Annotated in this window: 6 protein-coding genes; 1 reads left to right on the top strand and 5 read right to left on the bottom strand. The window is 36.9% G+C overall.

Going from position 1 to position 23947, the window contains the following annotated elements; all coding sequences use genetic code 11:
• The 5 genes from APR43_RS21935 to APR43_RS21915 form a co-directional block, all read right to left on the bottom strand.
• A partial coding sequence (locus APR43_RS21935; protein ID WP_371079499.1) for a beta strand repeat-containing protein occupies positions 1–2595 on the bottom strand: 2595 nt, incomplete at its 3' end.
• Between the two features lie 647 nt (positions 2596–3242).
• The gene (locus APR43_RS21930) at positions 3243–7085 is read right to left on the bottom strand and encodes a T9SS sorting signal type C domain-containing protein (RefSeq protein ID WP_088636438.1); all 3843 of its coding nucleotides are present in this window, start codon (positions 7083–7085) and stop codon (positions 3243–3245) included.
• A gap of 161 nt (positions 7086–7246) precedes the next feature.
• Positions 7247–10222: a T9SS sorting signal type C domain-containing protein gene (locus tag APR43_RS21925; protein WP_053474017.1), complete on the bottom strand. Its 2976-nt coding sequence runs from the start codon at positions 10220–10222 to the stop codon at positions 7247–7249.
• 232 nt (positions 10223–10454) lie between these two features.
• Positions 10455–16031, bottom strand: a complete 5577-nt coding sequence (locus tag APR43_RS21920) for a T9SS sorting signal type C domain-containing protein (RefSeq protein ID WP_053474016.1) — start codon at positions 16029–16031, stop codon at positions 10455–10457.
• 407 nt (positions 16032–16438) lie between these two features.
• Complete coding sequence (locus APR43_RS21915; RefSeq protein WP_053474015.1) at positions 16439–16909, bottom strand: regulatory protein RecX; 471 nt, start codon at positions 16907–16909, stop codon at positions 16439–16441.
• A gap of 279 nt (positions 16910–17188) precedes the next feature.
• Between APR43_RS21915 and APR43_RS21910 the strand changes: the two genes are divergently transcribed.
• Complete coding sequence (locus tag APR43_RS21910; RefSeq protein WP_123924587.1) at positions 17189–23884, top strand: T9SS sorting signal type C domain-containing protein; 6696 nt, start codon at positions 17189–17191, stop codon at positions 23882–23884.
• Positions 23885–23947 lie beyond the last annotated feature (63 nt).

Below are 23947 nucleotides of genomic sequence, written 5' to 3'. Positions count from 1 at the left end.
AGAATTTCTAATACAGGTATTTGATCCTGTAACTGAAACTAAAGTATACGTTGTCGTAGCTGTAACTGTGGGAGTAAAAGCGGCAAAAGGCGTTCCGCTGACAACTCCGCTTGCGGTGCGATCTGCTCCACCGTTTTCTTTGTAAACAACTGTATATGGACCTATTCCTGAAGTAGCAGTAAATGTCAATTGTCCCGCCCCAGTTGCACAAAACGGACCGTTAGCCGTTAAACTTCCCTGTGGTAATGGATTTACTGTTATTGTAGTTGAACCTGCTGTAAAACCAGAACTTCTAACACAGGAATTTACTCCTGTTACTGAAACTAAAGTATAAGTTGTTGTTGCGGTAACTGGCGTTGTAAAAGTGGCGAATGGTGTTCCGCTTACAACTCCCGTTGCTGTGCGGTCAGCTCCGCCATTTTCTTTATAAACAACTGTATATGGACCTGTTCCTGCTGTTGCGGTAAAAGTTAATTGACCTGCGCCAGTTTCACAAAACGGACCATTTGCTGTTAAACTTCCCTGCGGTAATGGGTTGACGGTTATTGTTGCTGAATTTTGGGCGAAACCAGAACTTCTAACACAGGTATTTGCATCTGTAACCGAAACTAAAGTATAAGTTGTCGTTGCGGTAACTGGCGTTGTAAAAGTAGCAAAAGAAGTTCCGCTTACTACTCCCGTTGCTGTACGGTCAGCTCCTCCGTTTTCTTTATAAACAATTGTATATGGGCCTGCTCCTGATGTCGCTGTAAAAGTTAACTGTCCTGCGCCCGTTTCACAAAACGGACCATTCGCCGTCAAACTTCCCTGTGGTAATGGATTAACTGTTATTGTTGCTGAACCTGCTGTAAAACCAGAATTTCTAATACAGGTATTTGATCCTGTAACTGAAACTAAAGTATACGTTGTCGTAGCTGTAACTGTGGGAGTAAAAGCGGCAAAAGGCGTTCCGCTGACAACTCCGCTTGCGGTGCGATCTGCTCCACCGTTTTCTTTGTAAACAACTGTATATGGACCTATTCCTGCTGTAGCTGTAAAAGTTAACAATACGGAACCAGTTGCACAAAATGGACCGTTTGCTGTCAAACTTCCCTGCGGCAATGGATTGATAGTTATTGTAGCTGTGTTTCCTGTAAAACCAGAACTTCTCGAACAAGTGTTTGCTCCGGTTACTGAAACTAATGTATAAGTTGTTGTTGCGGTAACTGGCGTTGTAAAAGTGTTAAACGGTGTTCCGCTTACAACTCCTGTTGCAGTTCGGTCTGCTCCTCCGTTTTCTTTGTACACAACTGTATATGGACCCGTTCCTGCCGTAGCTGTAAAAGTTAATTGTCCGGAACCTGTTACACAAAAAGGACCATTTGCTGATAAAGTTCCTTGTGGTAAAGGATTAACTGTTACTGTTGTCGCTATAGAATTTGCAGCTGTACAAACTCCATTTTGAACAACAGCTCTAAATTCAGTTGTTTCACTAAGCAGTCCAGAAGTATAAGTATTTGTTGTATTTGCAATATCAGTCCAAGTTGAAAATGGAGCTATAGAATATTGCCATTTTTGAATTGTACCTGTTTGTCCTGCTAAAGATAAAGTAGCACTTGTTGCTCCAGCACAAATTGTTGTTCCGCCTGAAACTGTTCCACCAGCTGAAGGAGCAAAAATTGTAACTGTTGTAACGTTTGAAGTAGATATAGCTGAAGAACAGACTCCGGATGTTAAATTAGTAACGGTAATATTACTTGTCCCAACAGTGTTTAAACCTGCTGCTGTAAATGTTCCCGTTCCGGCAGTAGTCACAGTCATTATTGCTGTAAGTCCTGTCGCACTTGGATTGCTTCGACTGTATGTCACGGTATAAGTTCCTGTTGGTAAAGACGCAGCAGATGATGTTAGTGTTACAACTGAAGTAGTTCCAAGATTACTGCAAACATTTACTGCCGAAATTCCTGTAATACTATAAGTAGGGCAAGTATAGGTTACTATAACCTGACCAGATGCTCCTGATCCTCCAGGCTGAGCAGCAGCAAGAGCAGAACTCATTGAGCCACTACCTCCTCCTCCTGGGGCAGCACCGGGGTTTCCAACTGTAGTTCCAAGAACTAAGCTTGGCACAGATGCTCCTCCGGCTCCTCCTCCGGGACTTGCTCCATTTCCTCCTTTTCCGGAACTTAATAAAAGTGCGGCTAAAACATTTCCTCCAGTTCCTCCTGCTTCACCAGCAGTTTTTGTAGTACCAAAAGAGGCTGCTGTAGATCCACCAGCACCTCCGGCAGGTGCTCCACCTGCATTGTTAGCCAAACCTCCTGCTCCACCTGCAGCATATATTACTGTTTCATAACCGGTAATGGTTGAATGCCCGCCTGCAGCTCCATTATTTACTGTACCGGCTACTGTACCGGCAACTACAACATTTAAAGTATTGCTGGCTGTTACATTGATATTACTTCTGGCATAAGCGCCTCCGCCTCCTCCGCCTCCGCTTCGTCCTTCAAGTAAACCTGAGCCGCCCGCGCCGCCACCGGCACCGCCTCCGCCCCAAGCTTGCACATCCATTACCGTAACACCAGCGGGAACGACTATTGTTCCATTAGATGTCAATGTATGTGGGGGCTGTGCCCATAAGGAAAAACAAAAAAAGGAGAATAAGAGCGAGAGTTTAATTTTATTTGATAAAAAATTCTCTTGGCATTCATTGAATAAAGAAAAACAACGAATAAAAAATTGAGGTAAGATTAGAAAGATTGGTAATTTTTTTTTCATCGCACTATTTTTTAATTAACAGAAAAAGATTCACCAGTGAGAGAAAGTCTGGTTTAGTTTAATTTCTAAATACCTCAAAAAATCACATTGACTTCAAAAATGATTTTTGAAACAAAAGCAAAGAATAGTTAGCAAATGTTGCTTTTTGTGGTATTTAAATAAGCATTAAATAGTATTTGGCAGATAAAAAATAAGTTACATTTTGTTTAAGGGGTTTAAAAAATGTATATTAACGGCTTTTATGTTATATTCGTCGATTGACTGTTAAAACAAGGTACGATTTTTTTTACATCAGATTTAGACGGAAAATGTTAAATATTGTAGATTTAACACTTTTAAGTTGATAATTTAAAAATTGTGTAGGTTGTGTTAATTTACTCAACAAATTGATTAAGTGTAATTTATACTTATAAAAACTATTCAAAAAGAAAAATCCCCATACATAAATATGTTGGCGGATTATCTACATTGATAAAAATTCTAGTTTAGAAAATGATCTTTTTTGTCTTTGAAAAATCATCTTCTAAAATTACTTTCACTAACATGATTTGATGAACAATTCTTAAATTTGATATTACTAATTCAAACTCGTTTAGTTTTCTTTTTTCGAAAAGTAATTTTCCATTAATATCATAGAGCTGAACATTTTTTAGTTTTTGATTTTTCGATCTTATATTGATTATTTTATCTTTTGACGAAACCAAAATTTCATTTTTAGTATTCTGAAAATCATCAACACTTAAATTTTTATTAGTAAAATGAAGGATGAATCTATCTGTAAAAACTCCTATTTCACTATGAAAGGTGTAATCTTTTAGGGTTAGATTGGAAATACTATTCATTAGCTTGTCTTCTAAATAAATTTCCTGCTCTGACAAATTACCATCAGAATGATCTATCGCTATTGTAAAACTATCGGCGATTACCGTTTTATATCCTAAATTAATTTCATCAGAATCCTGAAAAGGTAAAGCTCGTCCCTGAATTACTAATTTTTTGCTTTCACTAATACTATAAAAGTCTACAAATTGGTTTCCATTTAAGGTTTCTGCATCATAATTTAGATCATAAGAATTTGTTGCACCTGGCAGGTATCCAATTAAAATTTGTTTAAAAGCACCATTATCATTTTGAAGATTCAGCCATAATCTATTTTTAGCTGCTTCTTTCTTAGTCTCTGTTTGTCTTTTTACAGGTTTAAAAAACTTATTATTTGTTCCGGAAATTCGCATGCTATTATTGAATTCCAAAAGTCCTAACTGATTACTTTTAACAAAAAATCCTTGACCGGAAGCTATTTTACCATCGGGAATTGTTTCATTGATACCTTTAGAAATTGCTTTTGTACCCACCCCGCCAACTAAATTATAAACGGCATAGTCATCTGATGTATATTCTAAATTTGTTATTTGTGTATTATGTGTCCAGAAATAAAGCGCGCCTTTGATTTTAAATTCGTTTTTACCCAAAAAAATATTCCCATCAATAGCTGATGGATATGGATTTCCAATTAAGTAAAACCTATTGTTTTCTTGTAAATCAACTTCAACCTTTCCATTATTTGGAACACCTGTAAAAACTCCTTCATATATAGATCGTTCAAACTGAGAAAATTCCTGAGGAGATCTTATTATATATCCTTTTCCTAAAGTCATATAACTGGATGGTTCTTCAATTTTCCAGCCTGGCAATGCAGAATTGTACGACTGGTATTTATCAAATAATGTGTGAGGTGAAAGATCAATTAGTTTTTGATTATTGACTGGAGAAGACCAATAGGTATAATCAAATTTTAAAACAGGATTTGTTTTTCTTTTCATCTGCATAATTCCGGAATTTACCATATCGTCATCTGATTGGTATAAACTGGCTGAATCTTCTAAAACTAATGTTCCTAAACCGGAATATGAAAATTCAATTCCTAAAGTATTTCCACTTAAAAGTGTAACTCTTTTTCCTGCTTCAATGTTGCAGCTGCAAACATTCGATGAATTTAAAATCGGAAAATCTTCTTTAAAAAAGATTTCTTTTCCTCCAGACGGATAGCCATTTGACCATGAACGACCATCCCAAATTGTTGATTCGAGACAAAGTTTTAACCGACAAATTCTATGCTTGGAAAATCCTGAAACAGAATTAAAATTTCCTCCTATTAAAAGTCTAAAATCGGATGTAATACTTAATGCAAAAATTTTATTGTTTACTGATGCATTGAAGGTGTTATCAAAATCTCCTGTTTTTAGCAATCTTATTAATCTTAAAGAAGGGTAATTTTTATAAGTTCCTGAAAAGGTTCCGCCAACTAAAAGACGATCATCTGGCTGTACCAAAATTGCACGAATATCTCCTTTATTAAAACCTGTTCCGGAATCAAAACTGCTGTCTAAACTTCCGTTAGAATTTAGACGAAGAATTCGTTTTTGCGAACTTTTATTATACATCAAAAAAGACCCGCCAACAACTATTTTTCCGTCTGATTGTAATGCAATTGCGTAAACATTTTTATCAAAACCTTCTCCAATATTAAAACTTGTATCGATACTTCCATCTGTATTTAATCGAACCAAATGCTGATAGGACTGATCATTAAATTTTATAAATCTTCCTCCGATTAAAATTTTTCCGTCGGGCTGAATTAGAATATCGTCTATTATAGCATCTGCGCCAAGACCTGTATTAAAAGTTGGATCTTGTGAACCATTGGGCAGTAACCTTACAATCCTAATTATTGAAAGATCGCCATTGTAGCGTGTAAAGTTTCCTGCAACAATAATTTTATTATCGGACTGTAAGGCCATAGCATAAATTTGGCTATTGAATCCTGAACCCATATTGAAGGAATTATCAATTGATCCGTCTTGAAAAATTCTAACAATTCTATTATAAAGCTGATCATTATATTTGGTGAAATTTCCACCCAAAATAATTTTACCGTCTGCTTGAAGAATAGCTGTTTTTATTAAGTTATTTGCTCCGGTTTGGCCAGTATTAAAATCGGGGTCAAATGATCCGTCTTCTAAAAGTCTTGCAATTCTAAAAGCAGGATTATTATTGAACTTCGTAAAGTTCCCAAGTACTATTGTTTTTTGATTTTCTAATGGAATGATTTTTAAAACAGAATTATCAAAACCAATTCCAGAAGCCAAATAACCGGTATCTTGCTCCCCTTCGAAATTCACTTTTGCCAGTCTTCCCTGATTTTGTCCATCGAAAACAGAAAATGTTCCTCCAATAAACCACGATCCTTCTGAGTCATTTGCGAGTGTCCAAACAGTAGATGCCGGCCCCGTACCCATATCAAAATCAGGTTTTATTGTTCCGTCTGAATTTAAGAAAGCCACATGATTAACAGTTACTCCATCATAGCGACCGGTAAAAGATCCGCCAGCCATGATATTTCCTTCACTATCAATTTTGATAACTTGAACAACATTATTAAAACCTGATCCAAGAAAACTGAAATCACGGGAGCCATCTGGATTAAGACGCACAATTCTATTGGCAGTAATTCCATTATATGATGTAAAACTTCCTCCTAAAAGTATCTTACCATCGGGTTGAACTTCAATAGTATTTACATTATCATCAAAACCAGTCCCGATATTAAAATCTTTATCTATACTACCATCAGAATTTAGCCTGATTATTCCATTAGAGTCAACTTCATTAAAAGAGGTAAAATTGCCCACAACTAAAATCTTCCCATTAGTCAAAACGTGAACATTTGAAATGAGTAAAGCAGAACCTATACCTATTTTAAATGAAGTGTCTATTAAGCCGTTTGGCAGTAATCGTGCAATTCTGTTTACGGCTGTATTACCATATTTTGTAAAAGTCCCAGCAATTATAATTTTCCCATCTGACTGCAAATCTATATCATGAATAATTCCTGCTCCTGAACTAGCTGCAACAACTGTGTTAAAAGATTCATCATAAGAGCCATCATTGTTTAGACGAATGAGCCTTCCCGCATTTTTTCCGTTATAAGTTGAAAAATTTCCTCCAACTAATATTTTACCATCGGGCTGAACATTTGAAGAATAAACTTTACCATTAAAGCTAGTTCCTGTATCAAAACTTTCGTCTATTGTTCCGTCCGGTTTTAAACGAGTTAAGTATGAAGATGGAATTCCGTGCAGACTTGTATATTCACCTCCAACAATCAGGTTATTGTCTGGCTGCAAAAAAAGAGTTCGGACAGTCGCGTTAAATCCATCTCCTTTAGATCCGTCATCGATTGTATTAAAAGTGTTATCAACTTTTCCCTGTTGGGCAATAAGAGTGTTTGTGAAAGGCAGAAAAATGAGGAACAGGATGTATTTTATCAAAGTCGTAAAATAGTAAATTAGTATTTGTAAGAATTAACCGAAATTAATTTACTTTGAAAAATAATACAATACCCACTTTTGGTGATTTTTTATTTATTTTAAAAACAAAAAATCCATTCCGCAAAACGGAATGGATTTTTTTTATTAGAAGAAGTTTTTTTCTATTTAAAGATAATCTTTCTTGTTATTTCTGCTTTGTTTTCAAGGGTAACTTTTACGAGCAAAATCTGCTCAGCAGCCTGTAAATTTGAGATTGACAATTCTGTCGTTCCAACTTTCTTTTTATTGTATAAAAGTTTGCCGGTGATATCAAAAACTGAAACCTCTTTAATGTTTTCTTTTGAAGAAGTGACTTTGATTGCTTTATCTTTTACAGAAACCAAAAGTCCGTCTTTTACATTTTCAAAATCACCTGTTCCTAATGTTTTATTCGTATAACGAAGTACAAAACGATCTGTAAATGTTCCTATCTCGGTAGTAAATTTATAGTTTCCTGCTTTCAGATCATAAATAGTACCTGCTTTTTTATCTTCAAGATAAACAGCCTGATCGTTTAGTAATCCGTCAGTATGGTCAATTGCAATTGTAAATTCTCCTGCAACGGCAGTTCTATATCCCAGAGGAATTAAATCTGTATCTTCAAAAGGAAGTCCACGCCCTTGAATAGTTAGTTTTTTGGCATCATTTAAACTGTAAAAGTCTAAATTGACACTTCCGTTGAGTGTTGCCGCATCATAATTTTGATCCCAGCTGTTTGTTGCTCCTTCAATGTAACCAATTAGTACCTGCTTATACAATCCTGTAGCATTTGAGATATTAAGCCATAAACGGTTTTTTTCAAGATTGGTTTGAGCGGTTTTAAAGAACTGACTGTTATTGCCTGAAATTCGCATACTGTTTGTAAAAACAACATTATTTCCTGTACTGGCTTTGAAGAAAAACCCCTGAGCTGCTGCAATTTTCCCACTTGCAGGCGGACCATTTGAAGTTCCTGTGCTTCCTGATAAGGTATAGACCGAATAATCATCCGGGTCATAGTTGTAAGTTGCATTTCCATTGGTGTTTTCGTCAGGTTGGTTACTGTGTGTCCAGAAATACAATGCTCCAACACCAGCGTCATTAATCAATCTATCGGCATCTATTGCTGATGGGTATGGGTTTCCAATTAAATTCCATTTTGTAGCGACTGGAGTAACCGTAATATTTCCATTGTTTGGAACTCCTGTAAACGAAGCCTGAAAAACAGCTGGACTTACATTACCTTGTGGCCCTCTTATGATATATCCCTGCCCTGGTGTCATGACCAAAGTTCCGTTATAACTAGTTACCCATCCACTTGATGGATTAAAGCTTTGGTATTTATCTGCCAATGTTGTTGGTGATAAATCATGAAGCGTCATTCCGGGTGTTGCTGTAACTGGTATTGACCAGTATACATAATCATAACGATTTACAGGCGTAGTGCTTCTTAAATAAGTAATGTTTCCAGTATTAACTGCATTCGTAGTTTGAACCAAACTTGCATTATTATCAAAGGTTAATGAACCGCCTGAATTAACATTTAAAGAGTTAGTAATTGTTAAAGTCCTTCCAGATGGAACTGTCATGTTAACACCACTATTTATGGTACAAGAACAAGCAGTTAAATCTGCTGAAATTGCAAACGCTCCAGTAAAAACAGCTCTTTTTGTTGCAGTTGGAGTTCCGTTAGACCAAGCTGTTCCATTCCATGTTGTCGAAGATTGATCAGTAATTGTTGCTCCTAAACTCGATGGTGACTTACAGCCTCTGGTATTATCTGTTACTCTAAATGTATAAGTATTGGCAGCTAATAAAGGAATTGTTGTACTAGTTCCTGAACCCGTATATGTAGCAGATCCCGGGCTTCTTTCTATAGTCCAAGTTCCAGTTGCTGGTAAGTTATTTAAAATAACACTTCCTAAAGCAGTACATGAAACATCGCTTATTGTGCCAATGGTTGGTGGTGGCAGTAAATCTATGGATGTTGAAATATTATCTGTATAGGTATGTCCCGAAATATCTTCAACGACATTTAACGATGGGTCAGTTCCGGTAACTTTTGCAGAATTAACAACTCTTCCAGTAAGTACATCATTACTAGTAATCGTATAAGTTCCGGTTAATGTAGCAGTTGCTCCGGCGGCCAAACTAGCAATTGGGTTTCCTGTTATAGTTATTCCAGGCATTGGATCAGTTACACGAATATCTGTAATAGGAACCTCTCCAGTATTTTTTACATTAAAAGTATAATCAATAACATCTCCAGCTTTCCCGCATGATGGCATCGAAGCTGTTTTTATAAGACTTAATTCTGCAATTTTTAATGAATTAGTATTAAAAGCAATAAAAGCACAATCTGAACTGCCTGAAAAAGTTACTACAAAACGGTCAACCTGAGCAGCGTTTGCAGATGTTATTCCAAATTGACTGGTTTCGATTGCAAGCATTCTAATGTCTCTTGTTGATGCGGCAGCAAATCCGAGAGTTCCATCCATTTTAAATAAATCAAGACTATACGTACCAATCGCAGTTACAGCATCAAACTTTATAGATAATTCAGTTCCTACGGTGTTTCCTAATGCATCGATAAATTTAAAAGTATCTGGTGTTCCTCCTGGGTCTGCAACCTGCGTTACAATTAAATCAGGAATTCCGTCGCCAATACCTGAAAGATTCAGGTTATTGGTACCAACTTTAAATTCAGCTGTTCCGGCTTTTATATTAGCAACACCTGTACCGATTGAAAGTCCGCTTGCTCCATCAGTTAATCTTGATGCAAGTTCTGCACCTGTAGCAGTTGAACCGGCTAAAGCAGGAACCAAAGTTGCCGTACTTGTTGATCCGTCTATCATAGAACCTTGCAAAAAGTATGAGCTTGATGTTGAACCAAGAGATTGAATTTTCAATGCTCTAAATTTTTGTGCATTATAAACTACAGAGTGCGAATCTAGAGTGGTATTACTAACACCTGTTGAATAAGTAGTTCCATTCCATGAGAATGCCAATAGGTTGTTTTCTCTGTCTGGACGATTACCAACTCCAGTAGTAGAATTTGAAGTCCAGTATCCGTTCCAATCGGTGTGGATTCTTGAAACAGCTGTTAGCTGCGCTGACATTTTTAAAGAAACCAATAAAAATATAAACAGTATCTTTTTAAATAAAGAACGGGTAAACAAAAGTAATTTTTGGGGCATACAATTTGTGTTTGGTTTGATTCGGTTATTAATAATGATTTAATTCTTAAAAAATTTAAACTTATTTTTACTTTACTCTTTTTATTTAGTACGTTCATTACATGGAAAAATCCGGCAGCTTTCACTGTCGGATTTTTTTTATATTTTATTTTAATTATTTGAAAATGATTTTCCTTGTTGTTGCAGAGTCATTTTCAAGAATAACTTTTACTAATAAAACCTGATCGGCAGACTGCAGATTCGAAATCGATAATTCTGTCGTTCCTATTTTATTTTTACTATATAAAAGCTTTCCTGTAATATCATATATATTTACTTCTTTAATGTTTTCTTTTGAAGAAGTGACTTTGATTGCTTTATCTTTTACAGAAACCAAAAGTCCGTCTTTTGCATTTTCAAAATCGCCTGTACCTAATGTTTTATTCGTATAACGAAGTACAAAACGATCTGTAAATGTTCCTATCTCAGTAGTAAATTTATAGTTACCGGCTTTTAGGTCGTGTACTTTACTGGTTACTTTGTCTTCCAGATAAACTGCCTGATCATTTAGTAATCCATCTGTATGGTCAATTGCAATGGTAAATTCTCCCGCAACTGAGGTTTTATATCCAAGAGGAACTAAATCTGTATCTTCAAAAGGAAGTCCACGTCCCTGAATCGTTAGTTTCTTGGCGTCATTTAAACTATAAAAGTCTAAATATGCACTTCCGTTAAGTGTAGCTGCATCATAATTCTGATCCCAGCTGTTTGTTGCTCCTTCAATGTAACCTATCAGGGCTTGTTTAAATAATCCTGTTGTAGTTGACATATTCAGCCATACACGGTTTCTCTCTATATCGGCAGCTGTTTTAAAGAACTGGCTGTTTTCACCTGGTATTCTCATACTGTTTGTAAAAACTACATCACTTCCCGTACTTGCTTTGAAGAAAAATCCCTGACCTGCTGCAATTTTTCCACTTGCTGCCGGGCCATTAGAAGTTCCTGTACTTCCTGATAAGGTATATACCGAATAATCATCCGGATCATAATTGTAAGTTGCATTTCCATCAGTATCTTTATCTGGTTGGTTGCTGTGCGTCCAGAAATACAATGCTCCAGTTCCTGCGTCGGTTATTAATTTATTTGCACTAATTGCTGACGGGTATGGATTTCCGATTAAATGCCACTTTGTAGCTACAGTTGTAATGGTAAAATCTCCATTATTTGGAACTCCCGTAAAAGAAGCTTGAAAAACAGCAGCGCTAACATTTTCCTGCGGTCCTCTTACAATATATCCTTGTCCAGGTGTCATAACCTGAGTTCCGTTATAACTAATTACCCATCCACTTGATGGATTAAAACTTTGGTATTTATCTGCCAGAGTAGTTGGTGATAAATCATGAAGTGTCATACCTGGTGTTGCTGTAACCGGTATTGACCAGTATACATAATCGTAACGGTTTATAGGAGTTGTGCTTCTTTTATAAGTAATGTTTCCTGTGTTAACAACATTTGCAGTCTGAACTAAACTTGCATTGTTATCAAAGGTTAAAGAACCGCCTGAATTAACGTTTAATGCGTTAGTAACTGTTAGAGTTCTTCCGCTTTTTATGGTAACGTTTGCTCCGCTTGCAATTTTACATGAACATCCATTAATATCTTTGTCTAAGCTATAATTGGCATCAAATTCTAATATATCATTTAACGTTGGATCTGAGCCACTAGACCATGTCGTTCCATTCCATTTATTTGCTGATTGTATAGTTACGACTGAAGAATATACTGATCCACAATTACTTTGTATTGCAAAACTATAATCACCAGGAACTAATCCTGAAACCGTCATTGTTCCCGTTCCTGAAATACTGTAAGTTCCATTTGTTGAATTTGGTCCATTAAAAAGTAACGTTCCGGAATTTGGCAAACCACTCAATGTAACACTTCCCGTTGGAACTAAACAAGTTGGTCTAACTATTGTTCCTGGTACTGGAGCAGTATAAGAAGTCTCGACTGTTGTTGTTGAAGAAGCCGGAGAGGCCGCTGAACATCCGTTAGAATTTCTATAATTAACTGTTACTGTTTTACTACCTGTCGTTAACCATCTTAATGTTACTGTATTACTTCCTGTCCCGATTCCTCCTCCAGTAATAGTGTAATCACTTCCACTATTTCCAGATATTGTCCAGGTATAATTTGCCTGTCCGCCTTGTGTAGTATAAACTACGTTTGTTCCTGTACAGGTACTTGTTCCTGCCTGACTTGTAAAAGTAACTGTTGATAAAGGATCAATATCAAAGCTAGTTTCGATAGCAGCAAAACCTTGTGGACAGCCAGAAGTTTGTGCAACCGCTCTATATGCTCTTTTTGCGTAAAGTAATTCTGTTGGCTGATACTCAATTAAGTTTGCAGTACCTGCTATAGGAACCCAGGTTACATTATTATCGTCACTATATTCCCATCTTACTACTTTTTCAGGATAAGAATATGCCGCTCCTTGATTAGGCGCATCAGCATTTGCCAAAGTCAATTTATTAGGCTGAGTTCCATAACAAATATGTCTACCTCCATGTGTACGTCCTCTGTCTGTAGTTATAACTGATACCGCTACAGCATTTGATATAACAGTAGAACCGCAACTTCCACTAACTTCTACAGTATAGTTTCCAACATTTGTAGTTGTTGGATTTGTTAAGGTTAATGTATTTGTTCCTTGTCCATTTACACCGCCGCCATTTGTAACAGCTGTTCCATCTTTTTTCCAAACATATGTTAATGTGCTTCCTACTGCTGTAACTGAAATTGTTTGTGTACCACTTCCTGAACATGCTGCAGCAGGAGCAGTTGGTTGTACTGTTATTGCTGTTATGGCATTTACTGTAATTGTTCCTGTGGCATTAACCGCAGTTGCCCCGCAGCCATTAACCGGAATACTATATGAAAAAGTTCCTGATGCTGTTGGTGTGCCACTAATAGTAATCGTATTAGAAGCCCAAGATGCAGAAACTCCTGCTGGTAAACCATTTGCTCCGGCAACACCATTATTAGCTATTCCTGTTACACTTCCTGTAGTTGTATGTGTAACATTCGTTATCGCTGTATTGATACAAACATTTGGACTAGATGATGCTGCTCCAACGGCTTTATTTGCATTAACAGTAATTGTTCCCGTTGCATTTACTGTACCACATCCGCCATTTAACGGAATGCTATAAGTAAAATTACCTGATGCTGTTGGAGTACCACTAATAGTGATAGTATTGGTAGCCCAAGATGCAGAAACTCCTGCCGGTAAACCGTTTGCTCCTGCAACACTATTGTTAGCTATTCCTGTTGCGCCAGTTGTAGTATGTGTTATATTTGTTATTGCTGTATTAATACAAGTAGTTGGACTTGATGATGCAGCAGTCACTGTATTTATCCTAACGGTAATTGTTCCTGTAGCATTAACCGCAGTTGACCCGCAGCCATTAACTGGAATGCTGTATGAAAAAGTTCCTGATGCTGTTGGAGTACCGCTAATAGTAATAGTATTAGAAGCCCAAGACGCAGAAACTCCTGCTGGCAGACCATTTGCTCCGGCAACACCATTGTTAGCTATTCCTGTTACACCCCCAGTAGTTGTATGCGTAAAGGCTGTTATTGCTGTATTGATACAAACATTTGGACTTGCTGACGCAGCACCCACAGCTTTGTTTGCATTAACTGTAATTGTTCCTGTTGCATTTACAGTACCACATCCTCCATTTAACGGAATGCTATATGAAAAAATTCCTGATGCTGTTGGAGTACCACTAATAGTAATAGTATTAGAAGCCCAAGATGCAGAAACTCCTGCTGGTAAACCATTTGCTCCGGCGATACCATTGTTAGCTATTCCTGTTGCGCCAGTAGTAGTATGAGTTACATTAGTAATAGCCGTGTTGATACAAACATTTGGGCTTGATGAAGCAGCTGTTACTGTATTTGTTCTAACAGTTATTGTCCCTGTAGCATTTGTAGCATTTCCACACCCCCCAATCAGTGAAATGTTATAGTTAAAAGTTCCTGCAGCGGTAGGAGTTCCGCTAATAGTAATTGTATTTGATGCAAATGATGCTGATACACCTGCTGGTAAACCATTTGCGCCAGATACCCCATTATTAGATATTCCTGTTGCACCAGTAGTACTGTGTGTTATATTTGTTATTGCTGTGTTAATACATACATTTGGACTTGAAGAAGCACTACCTACGGTATAAGAAGTAGATCCAATTGTAATTGTTGAAACTGTAGAATATGAAATATTAGTACAAGGTGAATTTCTAACAACAGCTCTGTAGTAAGTAGTTTGTGTTAAATTTTGTACATCAATTCCGTTATTTGTATTATTAATCGTTGTTGTATTGCTTACAAAATTATCTGTAGAGGATTCCCAACGAATAACTGAACCAATATATCCCGTTAAATTTAAGTATGTAATATATGTATTTGGACACCCACTTGCAGACGGCAATGTACCTCCGTTGCTCGTTTGTGCTATTGTTACAAATAAACTTGATGGACCTGAAGTACCACAAGCATTTGTTGATGTAACCTGAATATTTCCAGAAGTAGCTGAAGCACTAAAAGTAACACTTGCAGAAAGACCATCAGCCGCTGGTGTAATAGTTGCACCTGTTCCTGAATAAGACCAATTGTAAGCATAAGAACCTTGAACGGCGCTAATTGTATAGCTAGTTGTAGAACTTTGACATTGAGTTTGAGAACCTGCTAAATTTGATGGTGCTCCTCCAGGTCCATTCGTAACATAAATTGTTCTGGTTACTGTTCTTGCTGTAGGGCAATCTGTTGTTGATGGAATTGTATAAGTAACAGTAACTGTTCCGTTTGCAGTTGCAGTAATTGCACCTGTACTTGAATTGATTGACGCTATACCAGATGGGCTTATGGTCCATGTTCCTCCCGGAACTGTAGATGCAAAAGTAGTAGATGTACTTCCGTAAGTACAAATATATTGATTACCGGAAAGAGTTCCAGCAGATGTTGGACAATCATAAGATATAACAACTTTACCCGCTGCACCTGCACCACCAGCTCTGTTTCCAGCTGTTTGTGATGTTCTTCCTCCACTGCCACCTCCACCATAAAGACTTCCAGGATTACCAGCTGCTGTATTACCAGAACCACCTACTATTGCCCCTCCTGTTCCTCCTGTTGGGCCGGAACCAGTTCCACCAACACCAGAGTCTGCACCATTATTACTTTCTCCATTTCCTCCATTACCGCCCGCAATGACCTGTACTCCACCAACATTTCCAGTTGTTCCTCCAGTTCCTCCTAAAATAGGATTCCCTCCACTAGTATTTCCCGTTCCTCCAGATCCTCCTGCTGCATATATCAAACCAGAAGCTGAAGTTCCATTTATACTTACAGTAGAAAAACCTCCATTACCACCACTTGCACCACTAGCTGCTGTTCCGGCAGCCCCAACTGTAGCATCAAGTACATTTGTTGGTGCAACTGTTAAGTTACTTTTTGCATAAGCTCCGCCGCCGCCGCCGCCTCCTGTTCTTGCAGTAGCTCCAACAGCATTTGTAGATCCTCCTCCAGCTCCGCCGCCGCCCCAACATTCTACTACCACAGTTGTGACACCAGCAGGAACTGTAAAGGTTTTAGGAGTTGTAGCTGTCACATAAGTTTTTGTAACGGTTTGTCCGAAAGAAACAAAGGAAATTACAAAAAATAAAAAACTAAAAAGTAATGTTTTCTTCATGTTATATGTTTTCTATCAGGTTGTTATGCGAGCATAAGAGTTGTCTTGCCCGCAAAGATATATACATATACGTTTTAGAAATTATCAGGGTTTTTAGAATAGGCATATAATCGATAAACCGATAAAATAATCGATGAAATGCACGACAAAAATGATGATTTTATGGAATTTCTTATAAAACAAGTAAATTAAAAATAAGAAAAATCCTTAGTAATAAGCATTTTAGCTTTGTTTTTTTGGGATAATAATCGAAAAAACGTCTTGTTTTGTAAAAAATCCTCAAAAAAGCAATATTTTACAACTTTGCGTTATTTTTTATTCCGTAAGGAATTTAAGATATTTTCAAATAAAAATTTAATATTTAAAGTGAGGCAAAAAATGCAATTCTAAATATCTTTTTTTGATGTTTATTCTTGCTCTAATTCTTTAACTTTTTCATAAACAAGACTACTTTCATAACCTCTTCGAAGAAGATAGTCACAAAATTTTTTGCGCTTTTTTAAATTATTTTTTTCCTGAATACTATTCCAGCATCTTTCAGATAAATTTTCAAAAGTTTCAAAATATTCTTCATTTGAAATTTCTTTAAGAGCGAGATTTATATTTGTTGAAGAAATATTTCGCAATTTAAGCTCATTTGTAATCCTGATTTTTCCCCAATTTTTGATTCTGTGTTTACCTCTTGCGAAGCTACAGGCAAAACGTGTTTCATTCAAAAAATTATTTTCAATTAACTGAACAACAATAGAATCAATTTCATCAGAAGTCATTTTTAAGCTATAAAGTTTCGAAACAACTTCGTCATGACAGCGTTCCTGATAGGCACAAAATCGTTCTAATTTCTGTAATGCTTCTTTTGGAGTAAAAATTACATTCATGAGTATTTTCTTTCTTTTTAACTATAAGTGGTAAAAATAACCATTTAAATGTTAAATTATGATGTGTTTATTGCCTTTTTGACAAAACTATTTTTTCAAAACCTTGTTTATGTTGAGAATTATAATATTTTTGTGGGTAAATTCTGTTTGTTAAATTGCCCTGTTTATTAAACAGTTATTAATAAGAATTTAAGTTCAAAATTAGTCTTTCGTTTATAACGAAACTTGAAATTTTTTATTTGAATTTAAGCCAAAAACAAATTTAATACCACGCCTACTATGATTCGAAAACTACTTTTGTTCGTTCGTTCTTTATTTTTATTATTCCCTAATTCTTCTAAAGAAAAGTCTTTCACTCTTAGTTTAAGATTAATTTGTTTAGGGATGTTTTTTGTTGTGTCGGCTGCGAATGCAACAGATTATTATTCTAAATCAACAGGTAATCTTAACACTCTAGCAACGTGGGGTACAAATACTGATGGATCAGGAACTGCACCAGTTAATTTTACAGCAGCTGGAAATATTTTTTATATCAGAAATAATACTGCACCTACAGTCAGCAACAACTGGACAGTATCTGGCACAGGATCAAAAATAGTTTTGGGTGATGGAACTACCGCAATTAATTTTACAGTAGCAGGCAATAATGTTATAACTGCAGCTATGGACATTCTCGCTTCAGGAACACTTACATTGACCACTACCGGTAATACAGCAATTACATTTGGAACTTTAGCTGCCACCAGTACTGTCAATTATGGAGAAACAGGTAACCAAAATGTTCTCGCAGGAAGTTATGGAAATTTAATTATTTCTGGAAGTAATACTAAAACTTTTCCAGCCTCAACCATAACCGTAGTAAACAATCTCTCAATAGCTAATGGAGTTATTCTAAGTCTATCAACAGCTACTACCCATACAGCCGGAACATTGACTTTTAATGGAAATGGACAAAATTCTGGTGTTTGGGGAAGTACAGCCAGTACAGCTGCTAACAAAAGTGGAACTTATTTGGGAACAGCGGCGGTTGGGAGAATTACAATTGGAACAACTACATGTACAACAGGTTACTGGACAGGTGTAACCGACACAAACTGGAATACAGCAACAAACTGGTGTGGTAATACAGTACCAACAGCAACAACAGATGTCGTTATACCATCTGGAACTCCAAATTCACCAAATATTCTAGCTGGAGTTACTGCAGTTCCAAGAAATTTAACAATTAATAATAGTGCTACTTTAACCTTAGCCAATAGTGCAACTGCGTTATTAAATATAAGTGGAGATTTTACAAATAATGGAACTTTAACTACTGGTGCCAACAGCACTATAAGTTTTGTTGGTACAGCTAATCAAAACATAGGAGGCTTTACCACAACTGGTTTAATTTCAATGACTAAAACTGGAGGTACTGCAACTTTTACTGGAAATGTTACTAGTAGTAATGCAGGTGCACTAACAATAAATGGAACCGGAGGTACACTAAACCTAGGTTCTAGTTTGTCTCACACTTTTACATCTGTAGTCCTTACAAATGGATTTTTAAATGGTAGCTCAAGCATTATAAATCTTTCTGCTGCGACTCCTTTTACAGGAACAACTTCTAATTTTCAACCTGCAACAGGAACAGTTAATTTAAATGGAGCAGCTCAAAATACAGTACTTTCTAATTTTTACAACCTTACTTTGTCAGGAACCGGAAATAAAACGTTTGCTAATGTAACTACAATAGCAAACATTTTAACTATTGCAAACACAAATGCGAAAGCCAACTTAGGAGGTTTCGCAACTACCCATACCGCTAGCGCATTAATATTAGGAACAGCTACTAAGACAGTTGGGGTATATGGAGGTACTGGCTCTACAGGTACAACAATAGATACAGGATATTTTGCTAACGCAACTGGGAAAGTGACAATTTCAACTGATTCTTGCGTTTCATTTGCTACAGTTGCACCAATAACCCAAGTAACTTTAAACACCCTTTCTAATTCGGTTACGGGAACAGCAGCATATGAAATTTTTGCTCCAAGCGGCACTGCAACAACCACCGTTACGAGAGGAGATTATTATTCATTGGTAGTTAAAGGAAATACAAATGGCAACTATAACATGTATTATACCGCATTTTTTGACTGGAATGGAAATGGTACTTTCGATTCAGGAGAAGGGCCAATAAATCTTGGAACTATAAGAAACTCATCTGGGAGTGATGATAAAGCAACTTCTGCATATTTTCAAATTCCAACATCTGCTACTGCCGGAACAAACGTTAAAATGCGTATTATAGGACTTCGTGGTGCTTATAATACAACCTCTTGTACCGTAAACACAGGAGTAGGTCAGGTTGAAGATTATACAATTACGATTCAAGCAGGTTGCACAGAAACACTTCCATCCGTAGTAAGTACAAACACAACGGCTACAACTGTTTGTCCTAATGTTCCTTTTACACTTTCATTAGGAAGTATATTTGGTGAAGGTGTTACCTATTTATGGCAGACTGGGTCTAGTAGTACTGGGCCATGGAGTGGTGCCGCTACGCCATCTATAGCATTTTATAATAATGATTTTTCTACAGATCAGCCTATTAATTCAACAGCGGGTATTGTATCTCTATCTGGAGAAGATACGATGATCACTGGTGGTGCATTAGTTTTAACTGACGTAACAGCTGGTGGACATAATGGTGGCTTTTTTATAAACAAAGCCAATATTGACAATATTAATCCTTTTACCGCTACTTTCAAATATAGAGTTTGGGATGGCGGTACTACTGGAGCCGACGGTTTGAGCTTGAGTTATGGGCCAGGTTTTACAGGAGATGCTGGTGGTGGCGAAAATGGAGAAGGATCTGGATTGAGAGTACAATTTGACACTTATGACAATGAAGATGTAGCCACCGGAAGCCGTGTAAGAATCGTTTATAATAATGTTTCTATTTTTAATGCAGGAATAGATGATCCTTTTAATTTAAGAACTTCTACTTTCAAAGATGTTAAGTTATATGTCGATACTAATGGATATCTGTCTCTTGATATTCAAAACTCGTCTGGAACAATGATTACAGTTGTTTCTAAACTATTATTACCAAACTATTCAACAACAGATAAATCTACTTGGAAGTTTAAGTTCTCTGCTCGTACAGGAGGATTAAAAGATAAACACAGTATAGACGATCTTAATATTACTTTCTTAGATTCTGCAAATTCAAAATCTAAATTTACAACTTCACAAACTACTAAAACATACTATCGTGCTATAATTACTTGTGGTTTATCTTCTGTAAATTCAACTCCTGTACTTGTCGATATGAGTACAGCCGCAATCACAACTCAACCTACAGCTCCAACAGCTGTTTGTTCTGGAGCAGGAGTAAGTACAATATCTGTTGTTGCAGCAGGCGCTGGTCTAACTTATTCCTGGAGACTGGCTGGAAATCCTGTTACTAACGGAGGTGTAATTTCTGGACAAGGTACAAACACTCTTACTTTAACAAATCCTACAGCTACAAATGCTGGAAATTATACTGTTGTTGTTAGTGATGCTTGTTCTACAAGCGTAACGTCAAATGCAGTTGCAGTTACTGTAAATCCAACTCCTACTTTAACCGGAGCTAGCCAAGCTGCTACGGTATGCGCAGGATCTTCTGCAACGATAAATTTAACCGGATTATTAGCAAGCAGTACTTCTACAGTATCATATACAATTAATGGTGTAGCGCAAACTCCTGTAACAGGCGTAACCGCAACTGCAGGCGGAACAGCTAGTTTTACATCTGCTGCATTAACAGCTGCAAATAATGGCCAGACTTTACAAATAACTGGAATTACAACTACAAGCAGTACTCCTAATTGCACCCAGTCATTTACAACAAATGTAACTTTAGCAGTAAATCCTTCGCCAACTTTAACTGGAGCCAGTCAAGCTGCAGCAGTATGTGTGGGATCTTCTGCAACTATAAATTTAACTGGACTAAGAGCCAGCAGTACTTTTACTGTTTCATACACAATTAATGGTGTTGCTCAGACATCTATAACTGGTCTAACAGCAACAGCAGGAGGAACAGCTAGCTTTACAACACCTGCATTAACAGCTGCAAATAATGGCCAGACTTTACAAATTACCGGAATAACTACAACAAGCAGTACTCCTAATTGCAGCCAGTCATTTACAACAAATGTAACTTTAGCTGTAAATCCAACTCCAACTTTATCTGGAGCAAGTCAAGCTGCTGCAGTATGTGTGGGGTCTTCTGCTACAATAAATTTAGCTGGGCTATTAGCAAGCAGTACTTCAACAGTATCATATACAATTAATGGTGTCGCGCAAACTCCTGTAACTGGCGTAACGGCAACTGCAGGCGGAACAGCTAGTTTTACGACACCTGTATTAACAGCAGCAAATAATGGGCAGACATTACGTATAACTGGAATTACAACTACAAGCAGTACTCCTAATTGCAGTCAGACATTTACAACAAATGTAACTTTAGCGGTAAACCCAACCCCAACTTTAACCGGAGCAAGTCAAGCTGCCGCAGTATGCGTGGGGTCTTCTGCTACGATAAATTTAACCGGATTATTAGCAAGCAGTACTTCTACCGTTTCATATACAATTAATGGTGTCGCACAGACCCCTGTAACAAGTGTTACTGCAACAGCAGGTGGAACAGCTAGCTTTACAACACCTCTTTTAACAGCGGCAAATAATGGCCAGACTTTACAAATTACCGGAATTACGACTACAAGCAGCACTCCTAATTGCAGTCAGTCATTTACAACAAATGTAACTTTAACTGTAAATGCATTACCAACAATAACAACACATCCACAAGCAATTGCGGTTTGTGAAGGCAAAAATCATACATTCACCATAGTTACTTCTGCGGGAAGCCCATCTTATCAATGGCAGTATTCACCAGATAATTCAACTTGGACAAACACAAACGGAGCTGCTGGCGTAACCGGTCATACAACTGCATCATTAAATGTGGCAAACATTCCTTTATCATATTCTGGATATTATGTTCGTTGTATCATTACAGTTGGGACATGTTCAAGCACATCAAACTCTGCTTTATTAACCGTAAATCCAACGCCAACTGCGCCAACTGCATCTGTAACAACTCAGCCAACATGTGCTGCGCCTACAGCAACTATTACAGTTTCAAGCCCGGCTCCAGCTGCAGGAATTACTTATAGTATTGACGGAACAACTTACACTAATACTACTGGTATATTTACTGGAGTAGCGACTGGATCATCATATAATGTTACCACTAAAAATAGTTCAGGATGTGAATCTCCAATTACAGTTGTTACTGTAAATACTTATGCAGGTAAAACATGGAATGGTAGTGTAAGTACAAACTGGAACGTTGCCGGAAACTGGACTCCAAGTGGAGTTCCTACTGTCGATGACTGTGTAGTGATTCCAGATTTAACTTCAATCGCAAACAAGCCAGAAATTACAGGAACAAATATTGAATATAAAGCTCATTCAATTAATTTGAATAATAATAGCTCTTTTATAGTAAGAAGTACAACCACTCTAACCGTTACAAATGCAGTAACAGTTAATACAGGCAGTACTTTAACTTTTGAAAACAATGCAAGTTTAGTTCAAACAACCAATGCTGTTAACAGCGGAAACATTACTTATTTAAGAAGCACAACTCCTGTAAATCGTTACGATTATGTTTACTGGTCAGTACCAGTTACTGCAACACCGGGTATAACACTTCATGATTTATCACCCACTACTCTGGCAGATAAATACCAAAGTTTTAATCCAACAAGTGGATGGGTAATTAGTTATAACGGAACTCAGGTTATGACACCTGGACAAGGATATATTGTAAGAGGACCTCAGGAAAATGTTAGTGCTGCTGTTTTTCAAGCTTCTTTTACGGGAGTTCCAAATAATGGGGACTTTACCATTACACCTGTAGCTACAAAGTGGCATTTAATCGGAAATCCATACCCGTCAGCAATTAGTGCAAACAAATTAATAACCGACGCAGGAACTGGAGCATTGTATTTCTGGACACACACTAATCAGCCTGACGAAAATACCACTGGAAATGAAACATATAACTATGATCCTGATGATTATTCAGTATATACATTATCAGGAAGTACAGGAACTTCAAACGGTCCACCTGCAAGTGGAAAAATTGCGGCAGGTCAGGGATTTTTCTTCAAAGCAAGTACAGGAAGTGATGTTGTTTTTACAAACAGTATGAGAATTCCAGGCGAAAATAGCCAGTTCTTTAAAACAGCTGCCGATATAGAGAGAAACCGTGTATGGCTGAATATGTCAACTACAACAGGATTATTTAAACAAGTCCTTGTAGGTTATATAGACGGAGCGACAAACAGCTGGGATCAAAATTATGATGCAGCTACTCTTAATGGAAGTGTTTATTTAGACTTTTATAGTTTAAATGAAGCCAAGAAACTAACGATTCAGGGACGTGGTCTTCCTTTTGAAGATACAGATTTAGTTCCGCTTGGTTACAGAACTGCCGTTGCAGGAGAATTTACAATTGCAATTGACCATACTGATGGATTGCTAAACAATCAGGCAGTTTATCTAGAGGATAAAGTAACAAGCAAAGTACACGATCTAAAAGCAGGAAATTATAAATTTACTACTGAAATAGGAACTTTTACAGATCGTTTCGTACTTCGTTATACTAACAAAACATTAGGAACTGGCGATTTCGAAAATGTAAAAGACGGACTTTTGGTTTCTGTAAAAGACAAGGTAATCAAAGTAACTTCTTCAAAAGAAAACATTAAAGAAGTTTCTGTTTTTGATATTACAGGAAAACTTTTATACAACAAAAAGAAAGTTGAAACGACAGAATTTTCAATCTCAAATTTACAAGCTGAAGATCAGGTTTTACTGGTAAAAGTTACCCTTGAAAACAAAGCCGAAGTAACCAGAAAGATTATCTTTAAATAATAAAAACTTCTTCCAATAAAAAAATCCATTCCGCAAAACGGAATGGATTTTTTGTTTTTAAAT

It is taken from the genome of Flavobacterium sp. NLM (assembly GCF_002210235.1).
In the GTDB taxonomy this organism is placed as follows: Bacteria; Bacteroidota; Bacteroidia; order Flavobacteriales; family Flavobacteriaceae; genus Flavobacterium; species Flavobacterium panici.
Note: the sequence above shows the minus strand (reverse complement) of the source record. Positions and strands in the feature narration are given on the sequence as shown.

Bases quoted from the DNA above. Each gene is read 5' to 3' on its own strand.
- APR43_RS21925 (WP_053474017.1), bottom strand. From the start codon at position 10,222: ATGTCAGCGCAGCTAACAGCTGTTTCAAGAATCCACACCGATTGGAAC.
- APR43_RS21920 (WP_053474016.1), bottom strand. From the start codon at position 16,031: ATGAAGAAAACATTACTTTTTAGTTTTTTATTTTTTGTAATTTCCTTT.
- APR43_RS21915 (WP_053474015.1), bottom strand. From the start codon at position 16,909: ATGAATGTAATTTTTACTCCAAAAGAAGCATTACAGAAATTAGAACGA.
- APR43_RS21910 (WP_123924587.1), top strand. From the start codon at position 17,189: ATGATTCGAAAACTACTTTTGTTCGTTCGTTCTTTATTTTTATTATTC.